The sequence below is a fragment of the Hymenobacter coccineus genome, assembly GCF_001816125.1.
Taxonomy (GTDB): Bacteria; Bacteroidota; Bacteroidia; order Cytophagales; family Hymenobacteraceae; genus Hymenobacter; species Hymenobacter coccineus.
The window spans coordinates 21,494-45,882 of the sequence record NZ_MDZA01000415.1; the positions used below are offsets into that span (position 1 = coordinate 21,494).

Genomic DNA, 24,389 nt, shown 5'->3' on the forward strand with positions numbered 1-24,389 from the left:
ACTACATACCCGTAGGGCCCTCTAACCTCCCGGAAATACGCTGGCCGGATTCAGCCAACTCTTTCGGAGATTAACCGTTGAGAACGAGTCCCAAACCGGGGCGTTTTCACTAGGATTTCGCCTGCGGAGTTGTTACTTTACATCTAGTCTATTTCGTCTTTTTCTACTCGCTCATGAAAACCCCGCTCACCGCTTATCTGCCTGCTTTGGCGCTTCTTGCGCTGGGTGGGTGCGCCGGCACCACGGCCGTCACCACGTCGGAGAACGACGGGGTGTATTATTCCTCCAAGGACCACACCACGGCCATCGCCTCCGCGCCGGTGCAGCGCTACACGCCGGTGCAGCAGGCGCCGTCGCAGGGCTACATCAGCGCGGCTGGGGCCCCGGCCGCTGGCACCGACGAGGCTACCAACCCCGATTACAACGGTGGCACCGCCGCGGCTAACACCTCGGGCTCGGACCAGTACTACGACGCCAGCGCAGCCGATAGCTATGGCCCCAACACGTCGCTGTTCAACCAGCCCTACACGGGCCCCGGCATGGGCGGCTACACCCCCAACAGCCCCTACACCTCGCTGGGCTACGGCGGTGCCGACCCGTATGCATACGGCGGCGGCTACGGCGGGGGCCTGGGCTATGGTGGTGGCCTCGGTTATGGCGGCTACGGCGGCCTGTCGCCCTACAGTTCTTTTTATAGCCCCTTCGGCTTTGGCTACGGCTCGGGCCTGAGCATTGGCTTCGGCTTCGGCCGGCCCTTTGGCTACGGCGGATTCGGTGGCTACGGCTACGATCCTTTTTACAGCCCCTTCGGCTACGGTGGGTACGGCTTAGGTGGCTACGGGTTAGGTGGCTACGGTGGGTATGGCCTGGGTTATGGCGGGTACGGCGGCTACGGCTACGGCGGTGGTTACGGCGGCTACCGCCGCAACGTGATTTACACGGGCAACGCCGGTGGCCGTACCGACTACAACGGCGGCAACGGCAACACGGTACTGGTGGGGCCCCGCGGCGAACGCTCGGCCGCAGCCTACGGTACCCGCCGCGCCGTGCCCAACGGAGGCACTACGCCCAGCAACAATCCAGCAATGGGTGGCGGCCGGGGCACGATGGGCAACCCTGGCACAACCCCGGGCGGCATCACCACAAGCGGTAATGCACCGACGGGTGGCGGCCGCTTCGACCGTTCGAATGGTGGCAATGCGGGCCAGTACGCTGCGCCTTCCAACATGGACCGGGGGGCCCGGGGAGGCAGCTTTGAGCGGCCCGCCGGCCAGCCCCAGGGCCAGCCGCAGATGGGCGGTCAGGCCCAGCAGGGTCAGCGTCACGGCTTCTTTCGCGACATGTTTAATGCGCCCAGCGGGGCCAACGGCGCCCAAGGGCAAGCGGCTAGCGGCAACTACAACCAGCCGCGCCAACGCTCGTTCGAGCAGCCGCAGCAGCGCTCGTACCAGCAGCCTCAGCAACAACAACAGCAGCAGCAGCGCTCGTTTGAGCGGCCACAGTTTTCGCAGCCCTCCAACAACGGCGGCTCGCGTGGCAGCTTTGGCGGCGGTGGCGGCGGCGGGTTTGGTGGTGGCAGCGGCGGCGGTGGCCGCAGCGGTGGCGGCCGAGGCCGGTAAACAGCTCACCATTTAAGCGTTTTTCTTTGCGAGCCGGCCCAACGGCCGGCTCGCTTTTTATTTTTATCCAACCATGAAAAAACGGATTTTATGGCTTTGCCTGGCCCTCGCAGTGGGGCAGGCCGGCCACGCCTATGCCCAGGGCCCCGACGATGCCCTGCGCTACTCGCGGCTTCAGTTTGGGGGCCCCGCCCGCACCCAGGGCATTGCGGGGGCCAATGTGGCGCTGGGCGCCGACTTTGGCAACCTTACCAGCAACCCCGCGGGCCTGGGCTTTTACCAGAAATCGGAAGCGCACGTGGGCGTGGGCGTGGGCATCGGGAGCAGCAACAGCTCGCTCGACGGCAGCGGCAAGGTGGGCGACAACGCCAACAGTGTGAACGTGCCCAGCATCGGGCTGGTGCTGGCCACCCGCCGCCCCGACAACGACCAGAGCTACTGGCGCGGCGGTGCGTTTGCGCTGGGCTTCACGCGGCTGGCCGACTATAACGTGGCTTCAAATTATTCGGGGAGCGTGACCGATAACCGTTCGTTTTTCCAGTACCTGCGCGAGGGCGACCCCGGGCAGTTTGGGAACGTCAACAGCCAATTCAACAACAATCAATACACCAACATCGACGGGCTGGCCTACGCGGGCTACCTCACCGACCAGCTGGTGAGCCGGCGCAACCAGAACAACCCCAACGCGCCGGCCGACTCCATCGGCACGCGCAACCGGATTGGCAACATTGCGCAGGGCGAGCGGATTGTGTCGTCGGGCTCGATGTCGCAGTTCGACCTGGGTTACGGTGGCAACTACCGCGACAAGCTCTACATCGGCGTGGGCGTGGGCGTTGTGAGCAGCAACTACCGGCAGTCGCGCGACTTTTTGGAGGAGGAAAACAGTGCAGCTACGCCGTTCACTAATTTGCTGCTGCACGACGAATTGCGCACCACCGGCACTGGCATCAACGGCCGGCTGGGCCTGATTTACCGGGTGGCAAATGCCGTGCGCCTGGGGGCCTCGGTGCAGTCGCCCACCTTTATGCGCATGACCGATACGTACAGCACGTCGCTGAACACCAACTTCACGCCCCAGGGCCAGACGGGTAACATCATCAGCAACGTGTTCAACAGCACTGTACCGGGGGCCTATGACTATACCATCACCACGCCGTTCCGGGCCAACGGGGGCGTGGCGGTCGTCATTGGCAAGTACGGCTTCCTGACTGGCGATGTGGAATACGTGGGCTACGGCCAGGCGCGCATCAACAACGACCCGAACGGCGCCAACGGCGACAACAGCTCGTTTGCCGCGCAAAACCAACTCATTCAGGATACTTACCGCAACACGGTCAACTTCCGGCTAGGAGCCGAGGGCCGGTTCGATATTTTCCGGGCGCGCCTGGGCTTCGCTACCTACGGCGACCCCTACAAAACCACCAGCGCCGGCAATAGCAGCGCCCAGAACTTCTACACCGTGGGCCTGGGCATCCGGCAAAAGAGCTTCTTCGTCGATGCGTCCGGGGTATACACCACCTTCAACCGCTACTACTCGCCCTACACCCTCGATAGCGGCCAGCAGCCAGTGGCGGCGGTTAGCAACACCCGCTTCACGACCAGCATCACGGCGGGCTTGATTTTCTAAACCCGCCTTAGCTAGCTACACAATGGGGCCCCCAGCAACTTGCCGGGGGCCCCATTGTGCGTATTAGGGTGCGGTAATTACTTCTGCACCAGTACCTGGCAGATGATGACGGTGGCCGGTGTGCGCACGAGGTCGGCGATGAGCAGGGCCCCGTACTTCTGGCCGGAATTGCCTACAGCAGCGGTCTGGAAGGCAATAACCGCGCCCTTCACCAGCGCGTCGGTGCGCAACGGGTCGCCACCTACCACGGTGCCAGCGGTAAACGTGGAGGCCAGTAAAGCATTTGTATTAAGAAGAATAAAATCGGTGGCCGTGAGGGTAGTCGCGCGCAGGGCCGTGGCGTGCGTGTTGGGGCCCCACGCCGCGGTGGCGAGGGTGCCCGACATGGTGGACACCAGCCGCAGCGTGGTGCCCTGGCTGGTGCATACTAGGTCCACCAGGGCCCGGTTGGCGGCCCTGGTAGGGTTGGTGGCGGATACGGCGAAGTGCGGCAGGGCCAGCCCCTGGCGCAGGTTCACGTAGGCCAGGGCCTGGTTTTGGGCGGCCGTGAGCGGCGTGCCCGGCTGCCCCACGGGCACGGCGCCAAAGTAGGCGCGGTAGCTATGCACCACGGCCGTGAGGGAATCGGTGCGGCGCAGCGACAGGCGGTAGGCACGGCTGGCAGTCGAGCCCTCGGCGTCGGTCACGGTATACTCCCACGTATCAACGCCCGAGGCGGTGCGGCCCGAGAACAGGTTGGTGAAGGCAATGTCCTTAGTGCCCGGGGCCAGCAGCGAGTCGAGGTACACCAGCTCGGGGTCGGGGGGCGTGTCGGACGCCTGGTACGAATTGATGGGCACCGGGTACAGCACGGGCGTGCGGGTGGGCTTCGAGTTGAGGGTAATGCGCAGGCGCATCAGGTCGGGGTCGTTTTTAAGGTCGGCGGCCTGGGCGTAAATCTTGCTGGCCAGCGAGTCGGCCGTGACGGTGGCCGTGGTGACGATGCGCGAGACGCTGACGAAACGGGTGGCCCCCACGAAGTCGAGGCGCGGGGAGAAAGCAATTTTGGTGCAGGCCGCGGCCAGCACCAGCAAGGGCAAAACGCGGAGAAGGAAGCGCATACGGCAAAGGTAGGGGCCCGGGTAGGGCCCCCGGCCAAACAAGCCTGCCAACGGCGGGTTGCTGGGGTATATTGCCCGCTCGCTATGGCTACTTTCGTTTCGCTTGCTTTTGGCCACCGCGCCTTGCGCGGGGCCCTGGGGCTGGGGCTGCTGGCCGCCGCCGCCTGCCGCCCCGACCAGATTGAACACCTCAAGGACCACAAGCGCATCGGCATCGAGGCCGAGAACTGGGTGGTGAAGCGCATCATGCCCGCCGACCTGCTGCACGCCACCCGCTGGGCCGGCGACTCGCTCACGGCCACCGCCGACACGCTGTTGCGCCGCACCCTGGCCCGCGCGCTGGCCACCGGCGGCGTGGCCGGGGCCCTGCCCCTGTGCCGCCCCGAAACCTACCCCGCCGTCGATTCGCTGGCCCGGGTGCTGCACGCCACCGCTCGCCGCGTAAGCACCCGTCCCCGCGACCCCGCCCACCGCGCCATCTTGCTGGCCGCCGAAATGCAGACCGATACCACCCGCACCCTGCACCGCGAGTCGCCGGAAGTGTTCTTTTACCAGCGCCCCATCGTGCTGAATAACACCTTGTGCCTGCGCTGCCACGGCACTGTGGGCCAAGATATTGCCCCGGCCGACTATGCCCTTATCCAGAAGCAGTACCCCCAGGACCAGGCCACCGACTACCGCCTGGGCCAGCAGATGGGGGCCTGGCAGCTCAGCCTGGAGAGAGGCGGCGTGGCCGAATTCTGGACCATGAAGACCCGCAAGAAGTGGAAGGAGCACAAAATGCCCAAGCTGTTTTAGGTCCCGCTGCGCCTCGGCTAGTATTAACGCTCAGCCGTGTTTACCCAGCGGAGTATAGTTGGTTGCGGTGGGCTGGCTTGGGTATTTTGCTCGTGTATTACCCGTTGGTAGCGTTCGGCTTGGGGGCCCAATCAGCTGGGGTAAGCGCGTTTTTTTTGTGGTTGGCGGCCGTGGCCATGATGAAAAAGGCTTGGCCCACTACGGTTGCTGCTGGGCAGTTGCTTTGTTTTGATGACGAAATAATCTTAGCAATCGACAGCCAGCCAACTAGTTACCCCTTAGATCCCACAACTGCCGTTTTTCTGACTTACCAGGGCTTCAAAGGGGAACCGCTTGCGCCACGCACCCGGGCGAGCGGAACGGATAATTTCATTCAAATTAATGACGGCCCAACCTATCAGTTTGCCGTGCTCACGGAGCAGGCCCAGCAGACTCTGCGGACCGAGCTGCACCACTGGTACTTGCGGAGAGTGAAGGTGAAAGAGCACCGCCGTGACGGCCCTACCTTTCTGCTGTACCGCGACTTAAGCTACGAACAGATTCAGGAGTATAAGCGCGAATTCGGCGTCAGCCTTTACGGCTGAGGGTATGCTGTTCGCCAAGCTCCAGCGCCGTCATTTGTCCAGCGTTAGCACCAGCAGGTTTTTGCAGCGGGCTAAGGCCTGCGTCCAGCCTTCAGCCGCTGCATCAGCCCCAGCACGCGGATTCACACCGTAACCACGCTGCCTCCAAGTGCTGGAAGCTGCCTGCAACGTAGGGGCCCCGCGCCAACCTGGGGTCCCGGCCTAGCCTGGGGCCCTTAGGTTGGCCCGGGGCCCAAGGTTGACACGCCGCTTGCGCCAACCTTGGGCACCGATTTGGAGTTACCGGGGCCATGACTGCTGACTCTTCTGCTCCCATTGTTATCGTCGGGGCCGGCATGGCCGGCCTGGCCTGTGCCACCTGGCTGCACCGCGCTGGCCGCGCCGTGCGCGTGCTCGATGCGGCCGATGCCGTGGGGGGCCGCGTGCGCACCGACGCCACGCCCGACGGCTTCCGCCTCGACCGGGGCTTCCAGGTGCTGCTGACGGATTACCCCGAGGCCCGGCGCATGTTCGACTACGGGGCCCTAAGCCTGCGGGCGTTCCGCTCGGGAGCTGTCATCCGGCTGCCCAACGGCACCGAAACCACTTTGCAGAACCCGTTGCAGCGGCCGCTGGCGGCGCTTTCGGCGCTGGCCTCGCCCATCGGCGGCCTGGCCGATAAGCTGCGCATCCTCCGCCTGGTGCTCCACGTGCAGCAGCACACGCCCGCCGAGCTGCTGGCCCGCCCGGGCACCGACACGCTGGGCTTCCTGCGGCGCTACGGCTGGAGCGAATCTATGATTGACAACTTCTTCCGGCCCTTCTTCGGCGGCGTGTTCCTCGACCGGGGCCTGGGCACGGCCAGCAACTTCTTTGAGTTTGTGTTCCAGCAGTTTGTGCGCGGGGAGGCCGCGGTGCCGGCCCTGGGCATGCAGCAGCTACCCGAGCAGTTGGCTGCCCGCCTGCCCGCCGGTACCATTCAGCTAAACACCGCCGTGGCAGCCTTGGAGGGCCCCTACGTGCGCCTAGCCTCGGGCGAAACGCTGGCCACCGCCGCCGTGGCGCTGGCAGTGGATGGCCCCGCCCTGGCGCGCCTGCTGCCCGGCGCTGGGGCCCCCAGCGCCGGCAGCCGCCTCACCACCAATACCTATTTTGTGGCCGAGGGCCCCTCGCCCGGCCGCGGCGACGGCCTGCTGCGCCTCAACGCGGCACGGGGGCCCTGGCCCACAACGTGAGCTTCCCCGCCGACGTGGCGCCGGCCTACGCCCCGGCCGGCCAGGCCCTGGTGTCGGTGAGCACCCACGGCGACACCGGCCTCTCGGAGGCGGCGCTGGCTGGGCGCCTGCACGAGGAGCTAATTGCCTGGTTTGGGCCCAGCGCCCGGCAGTGGCGTCACCTGCGCTCCTACCGCATCGCACACGCCCTGCCGGCCTACCCCGCCGGCCAGCCGGTGCAGCAGCCCCTGCGGCTGGCCGAGGGCCTCTACCGCTGCGGCGACTGGGCCGCCTACCCGTCGCTGAACGCGGCGCTGGCCACCGGCCGCCAAGTAGCAGAAGCAATTATTGCCGGATAGAGTGTAGCGCGGACTACAAAATCCGCGCTACAGGCCGCGCTATTTGCGCTTTATCTCGTAGATGTGGGCCGAAAGGGGCTCCAACACTTCGTTTAGGGCTTGCAAAGGCTCGCCTTCGTTCAGCAAATCGGTGTAGGCATACACGGCCTGGGCAGTGCTGGAGATGCCCATGGCCTGGAATGCGGCAGCCGGAATGGTGAGGGCCGGCCGATAGGCCTTGTCGGGGCTGAAGTTGACCACCACCAGTAGCTGCTGCTGGCCGGTGTAGCGCAGGTAGGCGTAGAGGTGGCGCTGGTTGTACTGCTTGCCCAGGTTGTTGGCGTCCTGCAATTCGTAAAATTTGCCCCGGCGGATGGCGTCGCTGGTGCTGGATAATGTCAGTAGCCGCTTATAAAAGTCGCGCAGCTTCTGCTGCTCCGCGCTCAGCTTGCCGCCGTCGCACTTGCCTTGGTTCAGCCATTTCTGGTGCTCGGGCACGCCCCAGTAGTCGAAAATGGTGGTGCGGCCGTCTTCGCTGCTGAAGCCCTCGCTGCCCCGGCCGGGTTCGCCCACTTCCTGCCCGAAGTAGAGCATTACGGGCCCCGAAGCCAGGGTGGCCGTCACGGTCATGGCCGGCACGGCGCGCAGCGGGTCAGTAGCAAAGTCCTTGCTGGCAATGCGTTGCTCATCGTGGTTTTCCAAAAAGCGCAGCATGTGCGACGAGAAGCCGCGGCTTTCCTGCTGCCACACGTGCGTGAGATCGTCGGTGCTGCCCTCGTTGCGCATCAGCCGGCGCAGGCCATCGTAGAGGCCAACTTTATCGTACAGGTAGTCAAAGTGGCCCTTCTCGAGGTAGGTTTTGTACTCCTTATTGTTGTAGGCTTCGCCGATGAAGACAAGGCCGGGCTTCACCTTTTTCAGCTCTGGAATAACGTAGGCCCAGAACTCAACAGGCACCATCTCCACCATGTCGCAGCGGAAGCCGTCCACGTCTTTCTGGGCCCAGAACACGAGGATGTCGCGCATTTTCTTCCACGTGTCGGGCACGGGGCTGAAGTGCAGGGCGCGGCCGTGCTGGTAGTCCACGCCGTAGTTCAGCTTCACGGTTTCAAACCAGTCGTTCACACTGGGCGCAGCCGAAAACACGTCGTTGCCGGTGGCCTTGGCGGGGTTTTCGGCGTACTTGCCGTCTTCGCGCGGGCCTTTCAGGGGCCCCAGGGGGTTGTAGCCGGCGGGCACCACAAAGGGCTGGCCGGGCAGGTAGTAGAAGTTGTTCTGGGGCCCAAAGGCCTGGGTTTTGTCGTCGGTGGCGCCCAGGTCTACCACGCCCGCGGGCTTGGCGTCCGACTTATAGGAGCGGGCCACGTGGTTGGGCACGAAGTCCATCAGCACCTTCAGGCCGTGGGCGTGGGTGCGCCGGATGAGGGCCTCGTACTCGGCCATGCGGTTTTTGGGAGCCACGGCCAGGTCGGGGGCCACGTCGTAGTAATCCTTGATGGCGTAGGGCGAGCCGGCGCGGCCCTTCACCACGTCGGCGTCGTCGGCCGGAATGCCCTGGGCAGAAAAATCCGTCATGGTGGCGTGCTCAATCACGCCGGTGTACCACACGTGGCTCACCCCCAGGGTCTTAATCTCCTCCAAAGCTTTGTCGGTGATGTCGTTGAACTTGCCACAGCCGTTTTCGGCTAGGGTGCCGTAGGGTTTATTCAGGGCTACTTTATTGCCAAAGAGCCGCGTCATCATCTGGTAAATGACGAGCTTGTTGTCCTGGGGCACCTCGTCGGTGGTATTCGGGTCGGCGGCCGGGGCGGGCGCGGGTAGGTGAGTAGGCACGGAAATGATGGGCAGGGAAGGCGCGGCCAGGGTCAGCAAGCCAGCGGCCAGCAGCAGGTTTTTCATAGCCGGCAAGTTAAGCAAACGGCGCGCGTACCAAATTGTCCGCGTCCGTCCGGGGCCCCACACGCCTGGCCGGGGCCCTACAAAAAAGGCGCGGGCCCCACCGGGGCCCGCGCCTTGTTGGCAGCGGGGCGCTGCTTAGTCGTCGTTGCGGCTGATGAGCACCACGGCCACGGCGGCCACGGCAGCAATGCCCAGAATCAGCTGCGTGGAGGTGAACTTCTTGGCGGCTTTGCGCAGCAGGATGCCGCCGTTTTGCAGCAGGTCGTCCATGTGCTCGGTTTTGCCTTGAAACACGTGGTAGGCACTCTCAAAGGTGCGCACGAGGTCTTCGGGGAGAATCTTTTCGAGTTGGATGTCGAGGTCGTCGGAAGCCATAGGGTTAGGGCAAAACGGGTAGAAGAATCGATTCGAGCGGCCAGCGGGGCCCGCGGCTTCCTTTTACGGGCCCGCCGAACCGGGGTTGTGGCCCCGCTTTATTCTGCCGCCGCAATGCGCGAGCCAGCCTTGCTGCCCGTGCACACCTGGCAGCAGCAGGGCCCCGCCGCGAGGCCGGCCAGGGCGAGCGGCGAATAAAAAAGCCTTGTCGGGCAGCGTGAGTGGCCGCTGCCTTGCACCCGCTGCCACGGGCGCTGACGGGGCCCCTGCTAAGGTCAACGCGGCGGTTTTTGGGCCGCATGCAATACCTTCGGTGCCGGTTCCTTTCTCAGCCACCGCCATGAAAAAACACTTTCACTCCCTCGGCGACTGGCGCCGCAACGTGCTGCTGGTGGCCGCCGCCGGCAGCCTTGGCCTCAGCTTGCCCGCCTGCTCGGGCGATGACGGCCGCCGCGCCGACAACAACGGCGCCGACGGCAGTTGGAGCGGTCAAACTTATAGCCAGGGCGTCGTCACGGAAATGACCGAGGTGCAGCCCGGCGAGTGGAAAATCACCGCCGAGCGCCCCGCTGGCAAGGAGGAGGTAGCCGCCGTGCTGCACCACTTCGACGGCAAGGTGGACACGCTTCAGGGCCAAGCCCTGCAACGCCAGATGCAGGACTACAGCCGCCAGAACCCCGAGAACCGCGCCCAAAGCTCGGGCCTGATGAACGTGTTGATGTGGAGCGGCATCGGCTACATGGCCGGCCGCTACACCACGCCCAACCCCGGCTACTACGCCAACCCCGGCCTGCTCCAGCAAAACCAGGGCTGGCGTGCCAACGTGGCCCGTGAGCGGCAGGACCAGGGCCGCGGCTTTTTCGGCCGCGGCTTCGGCGGGGGCCGCACCTCGGCCAACGCCGGCATTCGCGAAAGCGGCTCGACGGTGCGTGCCTCGCCGCGGCCCAGCTTCCGTAGCAGCGCCCCAGCCGGCCGCAGCAGCAGCTTCGGCAGCCGTGGCGGCTTCCGCGGGTTTGGGGGGTGATGCCGCTGGGGCCCCTGGTTTAGACGCAGTTAATTAATAGAACGTTATGCAAAGCGCAGCGAAGCATTACGTTCTATTATGATGATAATACGCTCAACCAAAAATGATTAATCTCCTTTCCCTCACCGGCGATGTATCGCCCGCCGTGCGCGCCCTGGGCTGGGATTGGGCCCTGGAAGATGCCTGCCAGCACTACGTAGCCCGCGAAGCCGTGCAGCTTGCCGAGGCCGACGCCGACACGCTGCTCCAGGCCGCCGACACGCTGTACGACATGCTGGTGGCCGCGATTCCCGACCCTATTCCCGACGCTTTTTTGCAGCAGCTGGCCATCGCGCCCAACCTATGGGAGGCCGTGCGCCATTCCTGGAACGACGAGCGCCACTGGCACCTCTACGGCCGCTTCGACCTGGCCCTGACCGCTGAGGGCCCCAAGCTGCTAGAGTTTAACGCCGACACGGCCACCGGCCTGCCCGAAGCCGCGGTAGTGCAGTGGGCCAGCCTGGTGGCCGCCGGCCAGTCGGGCGACGACCGCCAAGCCAACGGCCTGTTCGAGGGCCTCGAAGACCAGTTCCGCCACTGGCGCGCCCTCAACAACGACCGCCAGGCCACCCTGCTGCTCGTGCACCTGCCCGGCAGCGCCGAGGACGAGGCCAACTGCGGCGTGCTGGCCGAAGCCGCCCGCACCGCGGGCTTCGCCGATACCTATGTGTGCTCAGTTGACGATATGAAGGTATCAGTGGATGGCGCTGACCGCGGCGTGTGGGCCGAAACCGTGCCCGGGCAGTGGCAGCGGTTCGACTTCCTATTTAAGCTCGTGCCCTGGGAAATTCTGGCCGATGAAGAGCCGGCCCTCACCACCGACCTTACCCACCTGTTGCTCACCCGCGACGTCGTTATTGCCAACCCCGCCTACGCGCTGCTGTTCCAGAGCAAGGCCTTGCTGGCGCGCCTCTGGGAAGTATTTCCCCACCACCCGCTGCTGCTCGAAGCCAGCCTGGGGCCCCTATCCGGCCACCACGTGCGCAAGCCACTGCTGGGCCGCGAAGGCCAAAACGTAACCGAAGTGGGCCCCGCCGGCCGCCCCGCCGCCGAAGTGCCCGGCGAATTTGGCAACCAGCCCATGCTCTACCAACGCTGGGCCGAGCTGCCCAACGATGCCCAGGGCCGCCGCTACCAGGCCGGCGTATTCTGGGCCGGCGAGGCCTGCGCCATCGGATTCCGGCGCGACGCAGGCCTGATTACCAACCTATCGGAGTTCGTGCCGCACTTGCTTGTCTGAACCGCAGATTAAGTGGATTTAACGGATAAGAACGGATTCCTTGGGGCCCTACTTTGATGCCTTCTTTATGATTTTCTAGTTGCTATTTGCGTCTATATTTGATTTTTTGTTTGGTCCATTTACTATTTTATTCTACTTGTTATCGATGGAAAAGGCTACTGTTAAATTAGAGGATTATAAGGAGTTGACGGGTAAGGTGATTGGCTGCGCCATGCGGGTGCATCGCGTGTTAGGTACGGGTTTTCAAGAGGTTGTTTATCAGCGGGCGCTGTCTGTGGAGTTGGCTCAGGGCGGTATCAATGCCCAGCGCGAGTTGGAAATGCCGATCTACTACCGGCAACAAGAAGTCGGCTCGCGCCGCGTTGATTTCCTGATTGAAGAAACCGTTTTGCTGGAGCTGAAAGCGCTACACGAACTCACGCCCACCCACCACGCCCAAATTATCAACTACCTCGAAGCCTACCGCCTGCCCATCGGCCTGCTCATCAACTTTGGGGCCCCCTCCCTCCAATACAAGCGCTTCGTAAAAACCCACCCCGTCTACTGATTCCTAAGCAAACGAATTGCAAAGCATAGACCCATAAAAGCAGAAAACGGATAAGAACGACCCCTAAAGAATCCGTTCTTATCCGTTAAATCTGCATAATCTGCGGTCAAGAATCCGTTCTTATCCGCTAAATCCACTTAATCTGCGGTTCAGACCTTCAACTGGCAGATTACGGTTTCGCCACCTTTTACTTTCTGGCCTAGCTCCACCTTTACATCAGCGTCGATGGGCACGAACAGGTCCACGCGTGAGCCGAACTTGATGAAGCCGAACTCCTCGCCCTGGTTCACCTCGTCGCCCTCGTTCACGTACCACACAATGCGGCGAGCCATGGCCCCCGCAATCTGCCGGAAGAGCACCAGGGGCCCCGCGTCGCTTTCCACCACCACGGTGGTGCGCTCGTTTTGGGTGCTGCTTTTGGGGTGCCAGGCCACCAAGTAGTTGCCGGGATGGTACTTGAAGTACTTCACCATGCCCGAAATCGGGTTGCGCGTCACGTGTACATTGATGGGCGACATGAACACGCTGATCTGCTTGCGCATATCATCGAAATACTCGGGCTCGTACACGTCCTCAATCACCACCACCTTGCCGTCGGCCGGGGCCAGCAGCAGGTCTTCGTGGGTGAAAAGGTGGCGGAACGGGCTGCGGAAAAACTGAAGCAGCGCCAAAAACGCCACCACCGAAACCCCGGCGAAAATGCGGTTGAAGAGCACCGCCCCTCGGTTGAACTGGTAGAGGGCCAAATTCAGGGCCAGCAGCACCAAAATGGTTACGAACAGGATGCGGCGGCCTTCTTTGTGTACTTTCATAAATCGCTGATTTTGACTGATTAACCGGGGTTCCGCTGATTCCAGCGGGGCTGACCAGTACAAAAAATAGAGCGGCTGGGAATGGCAGCCGGGACAAATTACGGTTAGAAACAGAAAAAGCACGGACCAAGCGGCCCGTGCCTTTCCTTACAACGAAAAACAATCAATTACAGCTCGCGGAACAGCAACTAATAAAATTGACCGATAAATCAGTGAAATTACGGTTAATCAGTCAAAATCAGCGATTTAGAAACCGCCGCGGAACTTGTAGGTCTGGGCCACCTTATCAATGGCCACCACGTAGGCCGCGATGCGCAGCGAGATGTTGTATTTCAGGCTGGTTTGGTACACTTTCTCAAAGGCGTCGGTCATGATGCGGTCGGCGCGTTCGGTCACCATCTGCTCGGTCCACTTGAAGCCCTGCTTGTTCTGTACCCATTCGAAGTAGCTCACCGTCACACCGCCCGAGTTGGCCAGAATGTCGGGTACCACCGAAATACCTTTTTCGTAAATGATGGGGTCGGCCGAGGCCGAAGTAGGGCCGTTGGCGCCCTCCACGATCAGCTTGGCCTGGATCTGGCCGGCGTTGTGCTCCGTGATAACGTTCTCGATGGCGGCGGGCACCAGCACGTCCACGGGCGCGGTCAGCAACTCCTCGGCGTCCATCGACACGGCTCCCGCGAAGCCTTCGAGGCGGCCGCCGTGGGCATTTTTGTAGGCAATGGCCTCGTCGATGTTGATGCCGTCGGCATTCCAGTAAGCACCCGAAATATCCGACACAGCCTTGATTTTCAAGCCTTTGTCAAACATCAGCTTGGCCGTCCACGAGCCCACGTTGCCGAAGCCCTGAATGGCCACCGAGGTATCCTCGATTTCCATGCCCAGCTTGGCCATTGCGGCCAGGCACGACACCATTACGCCGCGGCCGGTAGCCTCGGTGCGGCCCAGCGAACCGCCCAGCACCAGGGGTTTGCCCGTCACAACGGCCGGGGAGGTCATGCCCACGGTCTTGGAGAATTCATCCATCAGCCAGGCCATTTCGCGGGGCCCCGTGCCCATGTCGGGGGCCGGAATGTCGCGGTCGGGGCCAAACACGTCCTTGAGGGCCAGCGTGTAGCCGCGGGTCATGCGCTCAATCTCGCCGGCGCTCATCGTGGTCGGGTCGCAGATGATGCCACCCTTGGCCCCGCCGTAGGGAATGTCCACCACGGCGCACTTCCAGGTCATCCAAGCCGCCAGGGCCTTTACCTCGTCGAGGTACACGTTTTTATCGTACCGGATGCCACCTTTCGAGGGCCCCAGGATAGTGTTGTGAATCACGCGGTAGCCCTCAAACACGCGCACCTTGCCGTTGTCCATCGTCACGGGGATGTGCACGATGACCTGCTTGTCCGCGGCTTTGAGCACGTTGTAGGTTTCCTCGTCGAGGCCGAGGATATCGGCGGCGACGTTGAAACGGGACATCATCGATTCCAGCGGGTTTTCGCGGTCGGTGAGCGGGGCAGGTTCTTTATAAACGGTGTGGGCAGCCATGGTTGATAATGAGGTTAATGGGAGTTGTTAGGTGGGATAAAGCAAATACGTTTTAGCGGCGCAAAGGTATTGATTTTGCCCCGTTATACGAACAATTGTTAGTTTTGTATTCTTTGCCGCCGCTCCGCAATTATCCCGCCAGCAATTGTAGCAGCACCAGCACCGGCAGCACCAACAGGAAGGCGTCGAAGCGGTCGAGCAACCCGCCGTGGCCGGGCAAAAACGTGCCCGAGTCCTTCACCCCCGCGCTGCGCTTAAGCATCGACTCGGCCAGGTCACCCAGGGGCCCAAACACCGCCACCACGCCCGCCGCTACCAGCCGGTGCGTCAGCGGAATATCCGGCACAAACTGCCCGAACGCCCAGCCCGTGGCCAGCGCCAGCAAAGCCCCGCCGGCCCAGCCCTCCCACGTTTTGCCCGGCGAAATGCTAGGCGCCAGCTTGTGCTTGCCAAAGTTTTTGCCGGCGATGTACGCCCCGGTATCGGCCGCCCACACGAGGATGATGAGGCAGAAAACGTGGTGCGGGTCGTAATGCCGGATGCCGTGTAGAAGCGGTTGTGCAAAGGCCAGAAATTGCAGCAAAGCCATCGGCAAACTGACGTATAGGAGGCCCCAAAACGTCATTGCAGCGTTGCCAAACGGGTTATCGTGTTTTGGCCATTGCCGCATTTCACGTAGCAAGAGCAAGACCATCACGACAAATGCCAAACACCCAATTGCAGTGAGTGCTCCAGCTGCGAGCCAGTTTGAGAATATGATTTGATGCTCAAGTGTCGCCCCATCTCCAACCCGAACGTCCACGCCCCCTATCACAAGCGTCGTATTGTTGGCTGAGGCGTGCCAATAATGGGGTAGCGCTAGCCAAGCGTGAACGATTGCGAACAAGACAACGCTTGCCACAATGCCAATCCACTTGGCTGGCGCGTATCCGGCAGCCCGCGTAATCCGGTAGAACTCCTTGAGCATCACCGCCTGCACCGCCGCGAAGAACAGCCCGAATGAAATAGGGCCCCCGTAGGTGCAGCCGATGAGCAGCGCCGCCGCGATGGTGCCCCAGATGACGCGCAGGCGCAGGTTGCTGGGGGCGCGCTTGGTGGCGGGGGGCAGGGCGTCGGCGGGGGGCAGGTCGGGGTTCAACAGCAGGAGTGAAAGAAGGGCGGGGGAGAGGACGCCAAATTACGGCATGGGTTGGCCCGGGCCCACGGCCACGCCCTGGCGGCTGACGGTGCGCATCGCGCGCGGGGCCCCCATGCGCTGGCGCAGGCCCCACAGCAGCCCGCCCGCCAGCACGGCCGAGACCAGGGCCAGCGGCCAGGGCAGGGCGTCGGTGCTATCCGGGTCGAAGGCCGTGTTCCAGCCAAAGGCCCCGCGCTGCACCAGGTACAGCAGCACCAGCTGGAAGGCGTTGTTGGTAAAGTGCGCGGCCATGGGCACCAGGATGTTGCCACTCCACTCGTATAAGTAGCCCAGCACGAGCCCCAGCACGAAGCGCGGCACAAACCCAAAAAACTGGAAGTGGATGGCGCTGAAAATGGCCGCCGCCGCCCACACGCCCGCGTGCCGCGAGCCAAACCAGCGCACCAGGTTCTGCTGCATCACGCCCCGGAACACCAGTTCCTCGGCCACGGCCGGCACCACGGCAATCACCAGCACGCCCACCAGCAGCCGGCCCACGGTGCCAAACTGCGTCAGGAACTTGGTGAGGGCCCCGGCCTGGTCTTCACTGGCGCGGGCCCATACCTCAAAGCCGTGCAGGAACGCGGGGAAGTGCACGTCCGCGTTCCACGCCACCAGCACCGACATGAGCGGAATGAGCACCAAAATGAGGGCCCCTGCGGCCACTGGCCAGCCCGCGCTGCCCAGGCGGCGCGGCGCGAAGTAGCCGGCCCACGGGGCCCCTACCACGGCCGGCATGAGGGCCGCGCCGGCCCCCAGGCCCGCCAGCGAGCAGCCCTGCAAAAGCATCAGCGCGGCCCAGCCCTGGGGGCTGCCGGCAGGGTTGGCGCTGATTTGCCCGAAGGCGGCCAGCGAGTAGCCGAATACCTGCGTGATGAGCAGCAGGGCCACGAAGCTGCCCAGGCACAGGCCGGCGAAGGCCAGGCCCACCAGCACCAGGATTTGCAAAAGCGGGTGCATGGGGCGGGCGGGGAAACCTTTCATGGCGGCGGGCAAGTTCGGGAGGTCGTAAATTTACCCCAGATTTAATTTAGGCTTGCTTTAAAGCAAGCTACTAAGGACGTCATGCTGAGCGCAGCCGAAGCATGACGTCCTAACTTAATCCCCTTATTCCCGTGGTCAACATCGGTCCCAATATCCAGCTTCCTGATTTTCCGCTGCTGCTCGCGCCCATGGAGGACGTGAGCGACCCGCCCTTCCGCGCCGTGTGCAAGGCCAATGGGGCCGACCTGATGTACACCGAGTTCATCTCGTCGGAGGGCCTCATCCGGGCCGCGGCCAAGAGCCGCAAGAAGCTGGACGTGTTTGATTACGAGCGACCCATCGGCATCCAGCTTTTTGGCTCCGACGTGGAAACGATGGGCGAGTGCGCCGCCATCAGCACCGAGGCGGGCCCCGACCTCATCGACATCAACTACGGCTGCCCGGTGAAGCAGGTGGCCTGCCGCGGCGCCGGCGCGGCCCTGCTGCGCGACATTCCGAAGATGGTGGAGATGACGGCCGCCGTTATCCGCAACACCCACTTGCCGGTGACGGTGAAAACGCGCCTGGGCTGGGACGAGGGCACCAAAAACGTGGAGGACGTGGCCGAGCGCCTGCAAGACATCGGCATCGCGGCCCTCACGGTGCACGGCCGCACGCGGGTGCAGCTCTACAAGGGTGAGGCCGATTGGCGCCTGATTGCCCGCATTAAGGACAACCCGCGCATCCATATCCCCATTTTCGGCAACGGCGACATTACAACGCCCGAAAAGGCGCTGGAGTACAAAAACCGCTACGGCGTGGACGGTGTGATGGTGGGCCGCGCCAGCATCGGCTACCCCTGGATCTTCCGCGAAATCAAGCACTACGTGGCCACCGGCACCCTGCTGGCCCCGCCCACGCTGGAAGAGCGGGTGGCCATGTGCCAGATGCACTTCGACCGCAGCGTGGAGTGGAAGGGGCCCCGGGTGGGCATCTTTGAAATGCGCCGCCACTACGCCCACTACTTCCGCGGCCTGGAGGGCGCCAAGGCCTGGCGCACCCGCCTCGTGGACGCCGAAACGCCCGAGGCGGTGTACGAAATCATGGCCGAAATTGCCCGCAGCGAGGCCGTGCTGGTGGGGTAGGGCCCCGGGCCGGGCTGCTGGCTTTTCCGCCAGCTGCCCGATAATCGCTGAAAAACACACCTGGGGGCCCTGATCTTTGGCTACGATTAGCGGGCTGCCGGCGAAAAAGCCGGCACCGCGCCCGCCCATTGCCGCCGCCCAACGGCCAATTCAACCCCCTGAATGATTACGATTTACGACCAGAAATCCCGCGTGAAGATATTGGTGGCCGTGGGGGCCCTGCTCATCGGGGCGGCCACGGTGGTGTACACCAACATCTTGGTGCGGCAGGTGGCCCGGCGCGAGCAAGAGCAGATTGAGCTGTATGCCAAGGCCCAGCGCTACATCGTGAACTCGGAAGAGGAGAGTGGCCTCATCTTCGTGCAGGAGCAGATTATCAACGTCAACAAGACGATTCCCATCATCTTCACCAACGACGCGGGCGTCATCGGTGGGGCCCGCAACGTGGACATTCCGCGCCACCTGGCCCCCGCCGATTCGGTGGCGCGCCTGCACCGCGAGCTGGCCCTGATGAAGGAGCGCCACCCGCCCATTGTGGTGGAGTACGCCGCCGGGGCCCGCGACTACATCTACTACAACGACTCGCACCTGCTGGCTCAGCTGCGCACCTACCCGCTGGTGCAGCTCGGCGTCATCACCTCGCTGGCCGTGATGGCCTACTTCGCCTTCAGCTACTCGAAGCGCTCGGAGCAAAACCGCGTGTGGGTGGGCCTGGCCAAGGAAACGGCCCACCAGCTGGGCACGCCGCTCAGCAGCCTGGTGGGCTGGCAGAGCTACCTGCGCGAGTCGGCGCGCTTCGCCAACGAGCCCATTGTGGAGGAGCTGGGCAAGGACATCCGGCGGCTGGAAATCATCACCGAGCGGTTTTCCAACATCGGCTCAGTGCCGGTGCTCAACGACGAAAACTTGCTGCAAGTGACGCGCAACGCCATCGATTACCTCCAGAGCCGGGTGTCGAAAAAGGTGAAGTTCACCATCGAAACCGACCTGCCACTCGACACGCCGGCCCGCGTGAACGTGCCGCTGTTTGACTGGGTGGTGGAGAACATTTGCAAGAACGCCGTGGACGCCATGGAGGGCCGCGGGGCCATCACGCTGCACCTGCGCCGCGTGCGGGTGCGCCGCAGCTGGTACCGCCGCGCCGCGCCCGGCCGCCAAGTGGCCGTCGACATCACCGACACGGGCAAGGGCATTCCCAAAAACAAGCTCGAAAGCGTGTTCCTGCCCGGCTTCACCACCAAGCGCCGGGGCTGGGGGCTGGGCCTGGCCCTGGCCAAGCGCATCATCGAGAACTACCACGAAGGCAAGCTCTTTGTGAAGTGGAGCGAGCTGGGCCGCGGCACCACGTTCCGCATCGTGCTGAACCAGTGAGTATTAACCAGCGATAATAAGTAAAATAGCGGGAGAAATTCGGCCGCCGCCGCGGCCCGGGCACCGCGTGCCTGCCGGGCGGTGCTGCGGCCGGGCGCAACGCGTTTCCAAGATTGGGGCCCGGCGAAGTAGGATCCGGGCAAACGCTCCGAGGGGCAAGTTATTGCGGTAATTGTGGAGCTTATCAAGAAAATGAATAACTATTCCGAGATGTCAGCGTAAGCGGGGCCAGTTCATCGGACTTCCCTTTCGAAGTGGATTTTTTCATTAGCAAACCCCTGACGTTTGCACATACTGTTCATTATGAATCCTGATTATCCCACCCAATTGGCCCCGGCCTACGCCGCGCCGCACAAGCGCATTTCCTGGGGCGCCGTGTTTGCTGGCGCGCTGCTGGCCCTCGTTACCCAACTGGGCCTCGGCCTGCTCGGGGCCGGCATTGGCCTGAGCACTGTGGACCCCATGCAGGAGCAAAACCCGGTGAGTGGCCTCGGCACGGGCGCCATCATCTGGTACGGTCTCAGCACGCTGGTGGCCCTGTACGTGGGCGGCATGGTGGCCGGCCGCCTGGCCGGGGCCCCGCGCCGCGTGGATGGCTTGTTGCACGGCCTGCTGAGCTGGGGCCTAGTGACGCTGTTTACCTTCTACCTGCTCACCACGGCCGTGGGCGGCATTATCAGCGGCGTGGGCGGCGTGGCTGGCCGGGCCCTCACCGCTGCCGGTAGCGGCATTGCCGCCGTGGCCCCCGGTGCCGGCGACGCCATCAAGGGCGAGCTGAAAGAGCAGGGCATCGACCTGAACGACGTGAAGCGCGAAGCCCGCTTGCTGCTGAACCAGACCGGCAAGGCTGACCTCCAGCCCGGGGCCCTCGAAGGCCAGGCCCGCGCCGCCGGCCGCACCGCCAAAGCCGAAGCCGAGCAAAGCGCTGCCAACCCCCAGGATGCCGGTAACAACTTCGATCAACTCATCGACAACCTGACGTCGAAAGCCGACAACATTGGCAACGCCGCCGACCGTGACGCCGCCGTGAACGTGGTGATGAAGCGCACCGGCAAGACCCGCGCCGAGTCGGAGCAGGTTGTAGATAACTGGATTAGCACCGCCAAGCAGGCCCAGGCCAAGCTGAAAGAAACCAAGGACGCCGCCGCCCGCAAGGCCCGCGAGGCCGGCGACGCCGCCGCCTCGGGCTTGTCGAAGGCCGCCATCTTCGCCTTCATCGGCATGGTGCTGGGGGCCGCGGCCGCCGGCTTCGGTGGCCGCCAGGCCACGCCCGACGAGCGCCTGGTTGTTCGCGCGTAACTACCTAAAGTTGAACGGCCTCTTCGGCTCGGAGAGGCCGTTTTTTTACGCCCTCTTTGTTGGCTTTCGACTGCTTTCTCTTTTCATCTTATTCTTTTTCCCCACCCATTTTCTCGTGGCTACTTTTTTGCTTTTGCGGCTCTCGAGCCCCTGCTTGTTCGCCGCGCTGCTCGGGGCTGGGCTATGTGTCAGCAGCTGCGCCGGCCTCAACCAACAAAAGGAGGAGGGCCAGAACTTCAAGGAGTGCGAGTTCAAGCTGCAATCCATCGAGCAGGCCACGCTTGGCGGTGTGGACGTGACCAACGTGCGCTCGGCCGCTGACCTGAGCGGGGGCGACCGCGCCCGCATCGTGGCCGCCTACGCTACCGGTTCGTTGCCCCTGAATATGCGCGTGAACTTGCAAGTGACAAATCCTAACAACGACGTAGCGGCCCTCAATACATTGGAATACAAGGTTTTGCTAGACGGTAACGAGGTGGCCACCGGCGCCACCACCCAGCGCATTGAGGTGGGCCCCAACAGCACGGCCATCGCCACGGTGCCCGTGAACGCTGACGTGCGCAAGGCCATTGCCGACGGCGGCCTGGAGTCGGTGGGCAACTTCGCCCTCGGCCTCGCCGACCGCAACCGCCAGCCCACCCGCGTGACGATTGCCATTCGCCCAACCGTCAAAATCCTCGGCACCACCGTCAAGCGCCCCGGCTACATCACCGTTGAAAAAGATGTGACGGCTCGCCAGCTCATCAACGAGCGCACCACCCGCCCCGATTCGCTGGGGGCCCCACGCCCATAAGGTAATTTAACAGTTAGCGGTGGTTTAAAACGGAGTGGTCCGGCGACTTTTTCAGTCGTCGGACCACTCTTGCGATTGCTCGAAGCCGCTGTTTCGTAGTGAGAGTGGCCCAACGAAGCCCTTCGGGCAATTTGCTGGACCACCTCGTTTCAGACCACCGCCTACACAGTTGTCCATCAACAGTTAACAGCCGTTCTGCTGGCCAATTAGGGCCCCAGAACGGCTGTTAACTGTTGATGGACAGCTGGTAAATGACCTATCGGTTCGTGATTTCCACGTAGGCGTTGCCCGTCACGGGTTGGCCGTTGTGGGTGCCGGTTACGCGGCACATGCCCTCCCAGTAGTACATGGTGAAAGCGTGGAAGAAGCGCAGGGCCAGCTCCTGGTTGGGCACCAGGGGCTCCACCGTCAGGTCGTAGCCCTGGCCGGGCACCTGCACGCGCCACTTGGCGGGGTACTTCTTCTTCGATTTCGGGCTGGTCCAGTACGTGAGGGGCGTGAGCTGAAAGTCGGGCCCTGAGAGGTGCAGGTTGCGGCCCCCGTCGGCGCTGAAGGTGCCGTTGTTGAGGTTTTCGCCGGTTGCGCGGTTGCGCAGCGTGTTCAGCATAAGCTCCTCGCGGGGCTGGTCGAGCTGGATGCTGAGCCAGTCCCAGCCAATGTCCTTGCTCACGATGGCCGTGCAATTCCACTGCCGGTCGTACCACAGCTCGCCCGTTACCTGGTGGGTTTTGCCGCCCACCACAAGGGTGCCGGTGGTGGCCAGGCGCGGGTAGGAATAGTAGCCGGCCGTGATGCCGCCGCCGTAGTTCTCGTAGCCCGTGCCGCCGCCGTGCAGCACCGCGGGCCGGGTGGGCACCGTGCTCAGGTTGATGGCGTAGCCCGCGTTTTGTTTGCCCGTGAAGGCTGCTTGTAGCTGGTACTTGCCCTCCTGCCCGTCAAATTTCCAGACCTCGTTCCCTTTGTGCTCGCGCAGGCGCACGGGCAGCGAGTCGGTGAGCAGGCGCGGCATCTTGCCCAGCTTGTAGTCGTAGCGGAACTGCTGGCCTTCGGGGTCGGTCAGGGCCACGTTCACCATCTGGTAGTCGTCCTTGCCGTCCTTCAGGTTGAAGTGGAAAAACACGTACTCGATGCCAAATTGCTCGCCCGTAGCCTGATCGGTGAGATGACCGGTGAGGTACCACCACTCCAGCGAGTTTTTGGGGTGCACGGCCTCCTCGCGGGGCAGCTCGGCGCGGGTGGCGGTGGGGTTGAAGCGGGTAGTAGGGACGGGCTTAAAGGTGGAACACGCGGAAACCAGCAGCAAACCCAGGGCAAAAGGCAGAAATTTCATACCCCTGGAAAAGGCTTTTGGGGCCCGAAAAGTTTGCCCGAAACCGCCTGTTTAGCTCTGGCGAAATGCTTGGGTGAGCCAGTATTTGCTCCAATAGTAAAAGCGGCGCGGGTGCCAGGGCCAGGGTCTGTGCGAGTAATCGCCTACGACGACAATTCCTCCGAGTGCTTGTTGGTCGGGTCGTAATACAACTTCGACCGGCTCCGTAAACGAGCTGAGTGCCAGCTCTTGCCGGGCATACCCAACCCAGCTAAACCCGATGATGCACTTGCTTTTGCGAATCAACGAATCTGGAAGTTCCAAGCGGAAGTGGCCGGTGGCGTCTGTGCTGGTGCCAAACGTGGTGCCCATGAGTATCACGGAGACGCCCGGGGCCCCCTCGTGCGTAGCCGAGTCGGTCACGACACCACTTATTACGTGAGTGTATTTCGACGGCCCAGTGGTAGCTGGTACCGTCGCTGGGGCCCGCAGTGGCCGCAGCTCCGTGGGCACCTGCGCCCTGGCCACCGTCCCCACGCCTTCCCGCAGCCCCCACACCGCTACGGCGGCGGCCAGCCAGGCCCGCCAGCGGCTAGGGGCCCCTACGGCCAGCGGCTGCAAGGGCCGGCCCAGCTGCCCCGCCGCGAACCGGCCGCAGGTGTTGCCCGTGGCCTGCTTTAGCATGGCCAGAATCTCGCCGTTGGTTTTCTGGGTGAAGTCCACCACCGTTTGCTGGCAGGCGGCGCAGTGGCGGCCGGGGCCCCGGGGCGTCATGGCGGCCCAGCTCTCGGCGCAGGGCTGCGGGATGTGAACGGTAGTGCGGCGAGCTGCCATAGGACGAAAGTTAAAGTAGCTTTCTCCACTGATGCCGAGCCCTATCCAATTCCACACGGGGGCCCAACAATTACCCAATAGCTTGCCCGGCCATCCTTACAAAACCTTGTACCTTAGGCAGCGTTGAACCGGTGTTGCCCACGCCCTTGCCCCTGCTCATTATGGCTCCTTCTTTCCGCATTGCGGCGCTTGCGCTGTTGCTCACGCCTTTCGCGGGCCATGCCCAACCGAGCGGAATAGGGCTGGAAGTGCCGGCCCCGGCGGCGCCCAGCAAGGGGCGTTTTCTGGCGGGGGCCTACGCAGCGGGCGGCTACCTGCCGCTGGCTGCCCCTGCGGCCTACGGCTACGGGGTGCAGCCCTACCTGCGCTACCAGCTGGGCACGAGTGCCACCGGCCGGCCGCGGCCTTTTGTGCAGTATACCTTTGCCCCGTACCGGCTGCCAGCCTACGGCGCCGGGGCCCCCTACGGCCCCGAGGGCGGCGCCCTGCCGGCCAATGCCGGCTTCGCGCCCCTGGCCCTGCGCAATGGGCCGTATAACCCAAATTATAACGGGTATAATGGCTACGGCGGTGGCACCGGCACCCTATCAGTGGGCGTGCCGGTGCGGATTGGCAGCGGCTCGGCCGTGCTGAGCGTGGGCGGCAGCGTAGGCAGCAGCCTGACGCGCGGCCTACTGCGCTGAAGCGGCGGTGGGGCCCTGGTGGGCCACCAGCCGCCCCGAGGCCCTGCCTCTTGCCCCGCAAACCCGCTCCGCTTGCCGCCCCTGCGT

At 63.5% G+C, this 24,389-nt stretch carries 23 protein-coding genes; 14 read left to right on the forward strand and 9 right to left on the reverse strand.

Features of this window, described 5'->3' with window-relative positions; genetic code table 11:
- The first annotated feature begins 173 nt into the window (after positions 1–173).
- Together BEN49_RS28715 and BEN49_RS19610 are read left to right on the forward strand one after the other, a co-directional pair.
- Entirely contained in the window at positions 174–1,619 is a 1,446-nt protein-coding gene (locus BEN49_RS28715) for a hypothetical protein (protein ID WP_070746125.1), read from the forward strand.
- A 73-nt stretch (positions 1,620–1,692) separates the two neighbouring features.
- Positions 1,693–3,246, forward strand: a complete 1,554-nt coding sequence (locus BEN49_RS19610; protein ID WP_070746126.1) for an OmpP1/FadL family transporter — start codon at positions 1,693–1,695, stop codon at positions 3,244–3,246.
- A gap of 77 nt (positions 3,247–3,323) precedes the next feature.
- On the opposite strand, the gene BEN49_RS28365 is transcribed toward BEN49_RS19610, so the two are convergent.
- On the reverse strand, positions 3,324–4,346 hold the full coding sequence (locus BEN49_RS28365; RefSeq protein ID WP_070746127.1) for a hypothetical protein: 1,023 nt from the start codon (positions 4,344–4,346) through the stop codon (positions 3,324–3,326).
- A gap of 84 nt (positions 4,347–4,430) precedes the next feature.
- Here BEN49_RS28365 and BEN49_RS28370 point away from each other — a divergent pair, with 84 nt between their 5' ends.
- From BEN49_RS28370 to BEN49_RS30665, 4 genes are all read left to right on the forward strand, one after another.
- On the forward strand, positions 4,431–5,144 hold the full coding sequence (locus BEN49_RS28370; protein WP_070746128.1) for a c-type heme family protein: 714 nt from the start codon (positions 4,431–4,433) through the stop codon (positions 5,142–5,144).
- Between the two features lie 92 nt (positions 5,145–5,236).
- The gene (locus BEN49_RS19625; protein ID WP_125917037.1) at positions 5,237–5,728 is read left to right on the forward strand and encodes a hypothetical protein; all 492 of its coding nucleotides are present in this window, start codon (positions 5,237–5,239) and stop codon (positions 5,726–5,728) included.
- Positions 5,729–6,018: 290 nt separating this feature from the next.
- Positions 6,019–6,942 (forward strand): FAD-dependent oxidoreductase, encoded by a 924-nt coding sequence (locus BEN49_RS19630; RefSeq protein WP_317040480.1) that lies wholly within the window; start codon positions 6,019–6,021, stop codon positions 6,940–6,942.
- Positions 6,939–7,280: a hypothetical protein gene (locus BEN49_RS30665; RefSeq protein ID WP_317040481.1), complete on the forward strand. Its 342-nt coding sequence runs from the start codon at positions 6,939–6,941 to the stop codon at positions 7,278–7,280. Before BEN49_RS19630 ends, BEN49_RS30665 begins: the two co-directional genes overlap by 4 nt.
- Positions 7,281–7,319: 39 nt before the next feature.
- On the opposite strand, the gene BEN49_RS19635 is transcribed toward BEN49_RS30665, so the two are convergent.
- Both BEN49_RS19635 and BEN49_RS19640 read right to left on the reverse strand, forming a co-directional pair.
- Positions 7,320–9,158: an alpha-amylase family protein gene (locus BEN49_RS19635; RefSeq protein ID WP_070746130.1), complete on the reverse strand. Its 1,839-nt coding sequence runs from the start codon at positions 9,156–9,158 to the stop codon at positions 7,320–7,322.
- A 135-nt stretch (positions 9,159–9,293) separates the two neighbouring features.
- Entirely contained in the window at positions 9,294–9,533 is a 240-nt protein-coding gene (locus BEN49_RS19640; RefSeq protein ID WP_070746131.1) for a hypothetical protein, read from the reverse strand.
- A gap of 340 nt (positions 9,534–9,873) precedes the next feature.
- Between BEN49_RS19640 and BEN49_RS19645 the strand changes: the two genes are divergently transcribed.
- From BEN49_RS19645 to BEN49_RS19655, 3 genes are all read left to right on the forward strand, one after another.
- Positions 9,874–10,557 (forward strand): Cj0371 family chemotaxis-regulating polar lipoprotein, encoded by a 684-nt coding sequence (locus BEN49_RS19645; protein WP_070746132.1) that lies wholly within the window; start codon positions 9,874–9,876, stop codon positions 10,555–10,557.
- Positions 10,558–10,660: 103 nt separating this feature from the next.
- Entirely contained in the window at positions 10,661–11,836 is a 1,176-nt protein-coding gene (locus tag BEN49_RS19650) for a glutathionylspermidine synthase family protein (protein WP_070746133.1), read from the forward strand.
- Positions 11,837–11,981: 145 nt separating this feature from the next.
- Entirely contained in the window at positions 11,982–12,383 is a 402-nt protein-coding gene (locus BEN49_RS19655; protein ID WP_070746134.1) for a GxxExxY protein, read from the forward strand.
- Between the two features lie 149 nt (positions 12,384–12,532).
- On the opposite strand, the gene BEN49_RS19660 is transcribed toward BEN49_RS19655, so the two are convergent.
- From BEN49_RS19660 to BEN49_RS19675, 4 genes are all read right to left on the reverse strand, one after another.
- On the reverse strand, positions 12,533–13,195 hold the full coding sequence (locus BEN49_RS19660; protein ID WP_070746135.1) for a phosphatidylserine decarboxylase family protein: 663 nt from the start codon (positions 13,193–13,195) through the stop codon (positions 12,533–12,535).
- 246 nt (positions 13,196–13,441) lie between these two features.
- The gene (locus BEN49_RS19665; RefSeq protein ID WP_070746136.1) at positions 13,442–14,728 is read right to left on the reverse strand and encodes a Glu/Leu/Phe/Val family dehydrogenase; all 1,287 of its coding nucleotides are present in this window, start codon (positions 14,726–14,728) and stop codon (positions 13,442–13,444) included.
- Positions 14,729–14,858: 130 nt separating this feature from the next.
- The gene (locus BEN49_RS25945; RefSeq protein ID WP_158023016.1) at positions 14,859–15,866 is read right to left on the reverse strand and encodes a phosphatidate cytidylyltransferase; all 1,008 of its coding nucleotides are present in this window, start codon (positions 15,864–15,866) and stop codon (positions 14,859–14,861) included.
- A gap of 39 nt (positions 15,867–15,905) precedes the next feature.
- The gene (locus BEN49_RS19675) at positions 15,906–16,889 is read right to left on the reverse strand and encodes a CPBP family intramembrane glutamic endopeptidase (protein WP_070746170.1); all 984 of its coding nucleotides are present in this window, start codon (positions 16,887–16,889) and stop codon (positions 15,906–15,908) included.
- Between the two features lie 131 nt (positions 16,890–17,020).
- Between BEN49_RS19675 and dusB the strand changes: the two genes are divergently transcribed.
- The 4 genes from dusB (at position 17,021) to BEN49_RS19695 (ending at position 21,476) form a co-directional block, all read left to right on the forward strand.
- Positions 17,021–18,013, forward strand: coding sequence for a tRNA dihydrouridine synthase DusB (gene dusB / locus BEN49_RS19680; RefSeq protein ID WP_070746137.1), 993 nt, complete (start codon positions 17,021–17,023; stop codon positions 18,011–18,013).
- A gap of 162 nt (positions 18,014–18,175) precedes the next feature.
- Positions 18,176–19,384 carry an ATP-binding protein gene (locus BEN49_RS19685; RefSeq protein ID WP_070746138.1) on the forward strand — a complete coding sequence of 403 codons (1,209 nt, stop codon included), beginning with the start codon at positions 18,176–18,178 and terminating at the stop codon, positions 19,382–19,384.
- A 303-nt stretch (positions 19,385–19,687) separates the two neighbouring features.
- A complete protein-coding gene (locus tag BEN49_RS28375) occupies positions 19,688–20,683 on the forward strand; it encodes a hypothetical protein (RefSeq protein ID WP_158023017.1) in 996 nt (331 codons plus the stop codon).
- Positions 20,684–20,798: 115 nt separating this feature from the next.
- Positions 20,799–21,476 (forward strand): LEA type 2 family protein, encoded by a 678-nt coding sequence (locus BEN49_RS19695; protein WP_125917039.1) that lies wholly within the window; start codon positions 20,799–20,801, stop codon positions 21,474–21,476.
- 256 nt (positions 21,477–21,732) lie between these two features.
- Here BEN49_RS19695 and BEN49_RS19700 read toward each other — a convergent pair whose 3' ends face one another.
- Positions 21,733–22,806 (reverse strand): lipocalin-like domain-containing protein, encoded by a 1,074-nt coding sequence (locus BEN49_RS19700; RefSeq protein WP_070746140.1) that lies wholly within the window; start codon positions 22,804–22,806, stop codon positions 21,733–21,735.
- A 51-nt stretch (positions 22,807–22,857) separates the two neighbouring features.
- Positions 22,858–23,619: a carboxypeptidase-like regulatory domain-containing protein gene (locus tag BEN49_RS19705; RefSeq protein ID WP_070746141.1), complete on the reverse strand. Its 762-nt coding sequence runs from the start codon at positions 23,617–23,619 to the stop codon at positions 22,858–22,860.
- Positions 23,620–23,780: 161 nt separating this feature from the next.
- On the opposite strand from BEN49_RS19705, the gene BEN49_RS19710 reads away from it, so the two are divergent.
- The gene (locus BEN49_RS19710; RefSeq protein ID WP_125917041.1) at positions 23,781–24,302 is read left to right on the forward strand and encodes a hypothetical protein; all 522 of its coding nucleotides are present in this window, start codon (positions 23,781–23,783) and stop codon (positions 24,300–24,302) included.
- The last annotated feature ends 87 nt before the right edge of the window (positions 24,303–24,389 follow it).

Bases quoted from the DNA above. Each gene is read 5' to 3' on its own strand.
- BEN49_RS19700 (WP_070746140.1), bottom strand. From the start codon at position 22,806: ATGAAATTTCTGCCTTTTGCCCTGGGTTTGCTGCTGGTTTCCGCGTGT.
- BEN49_RS28370 (WP_070746128.1), top strand. From the start codon at position 4,431: ATGGCTACTTTCGTTTCGCTTGCTTTTGGCCACCGCGCCTTGCGCGGG.
- BEN49_RS19660 (WP_070746135.1), bottom strand. From the start codon at position 13,195: ATGAAAGTACACAAAGAAGGCCGCCGCATCCTGTTCGTAACCATTTTG.
- BEN49_RS19665 (WP_070746136.1), bottom strand. From the start codon at position 14,728: ATGGCTGCCCACACCGTTTATAAAGAACCTGCCCCGCTCACCGACCGC.
- BEN49_RS19630 (WP_317040480.1), top strand. From the start codon at position 6,019: ATGACTGCTGACTCTTCTGCTCCCATTGTTATCGTCGGGGCCGGCATG.
- BEN49_RS19645 (WP_070746132.1), top strand. From the start codon at position 9,874: ATGAAAAAACACTTTCACTCCCTCGGCGACTGGCGCCGCAACGTGCTG.
- BEN49_RS19655 (WP_070746134.1), top strand. From the start codon at position 11,982: ATGGAAAAGGCTACTGTTAAATTAGAGGATTATAAGGAGTTGACGGGT.
- BEN49_RS19635 (WP_070746130.1), bottom strand. From the start codon at position 9,158: ATGAAAAACCTGCTGCTGGCCGCTGGCTTGCTGACCCTGGCCGCGCCT.
- BEN49_RS19650 (WP_070746133.1), top strand. From the start codon at position 10,661: ATGATTAATCTCCTTTCCCTCACCGGCGATGTATCGCCCGCCGTGCGC.
- BEN49_RS19640 (WP_070746131.1), bottom strand. From the start codon at position 9,533: ATGGCTTCCGACGACCTCGACATCCAACTCGAAAAGATTCTCCCCGAA.
- BEN49_RS28365 (WP_070746127.1), bottom strand. From the start codon at position 4,346: ATGCGCTTCCTTCTCCGCGTTTTGCCCTTGCTGGTGCTGGCCGCGGCC.
- BEN49_RS19610 (WP_070746126.1), top strand. From the start codon at position 1,693: ATGAAAAAACGGATTTTATGGCTTTGCCTGGCCCTCGCAGTGGGGCAG.
- BEN49_RS28375 (WP_158023017.1), top strand. From the start codon at position 19,688: ATGAATCCTGATTATCCCACCCAATTGGCCCCGGCCTACGCCGCGCCG.
- BEN49_RS19685 (WP_070746138.1), top strand. From the start codon at position 18,176: ATGATTACGATTTACGACCAGAAATCCCGCGTGAAGATATTGGTGGCC.
- BEN49_RS28715 (WP_070746125.1), top strand. From the start codon at position 174: ATGAAAACCCCGCTCACCGCTTATCTGCCTGCTTTGGCGCTTCTTGCG.
- BEN49_RS19710 (WP_125917041.1), top strand. From the start codon at position 23,781: ATGGCTCCTTCTTTCCGCATTGCGGCGCTTGCGCTGTTGCTCACGCCT.
- BEN49_RS19705 (WP_070746141.1), bottom strand. From the start codon at position 23,619: ATGGCAGCTCGCCGCACTACCGTTCACATCCCGCAGCCCTGCGCCGAG.
- BEN49_RS19675 (WP_070746170.1), bottom strand. From the start codon at position 16,889: ATGAAAGGTTTCCCCGCCCGCCCCATGCACCCGCTTTTGCAAATCCTG.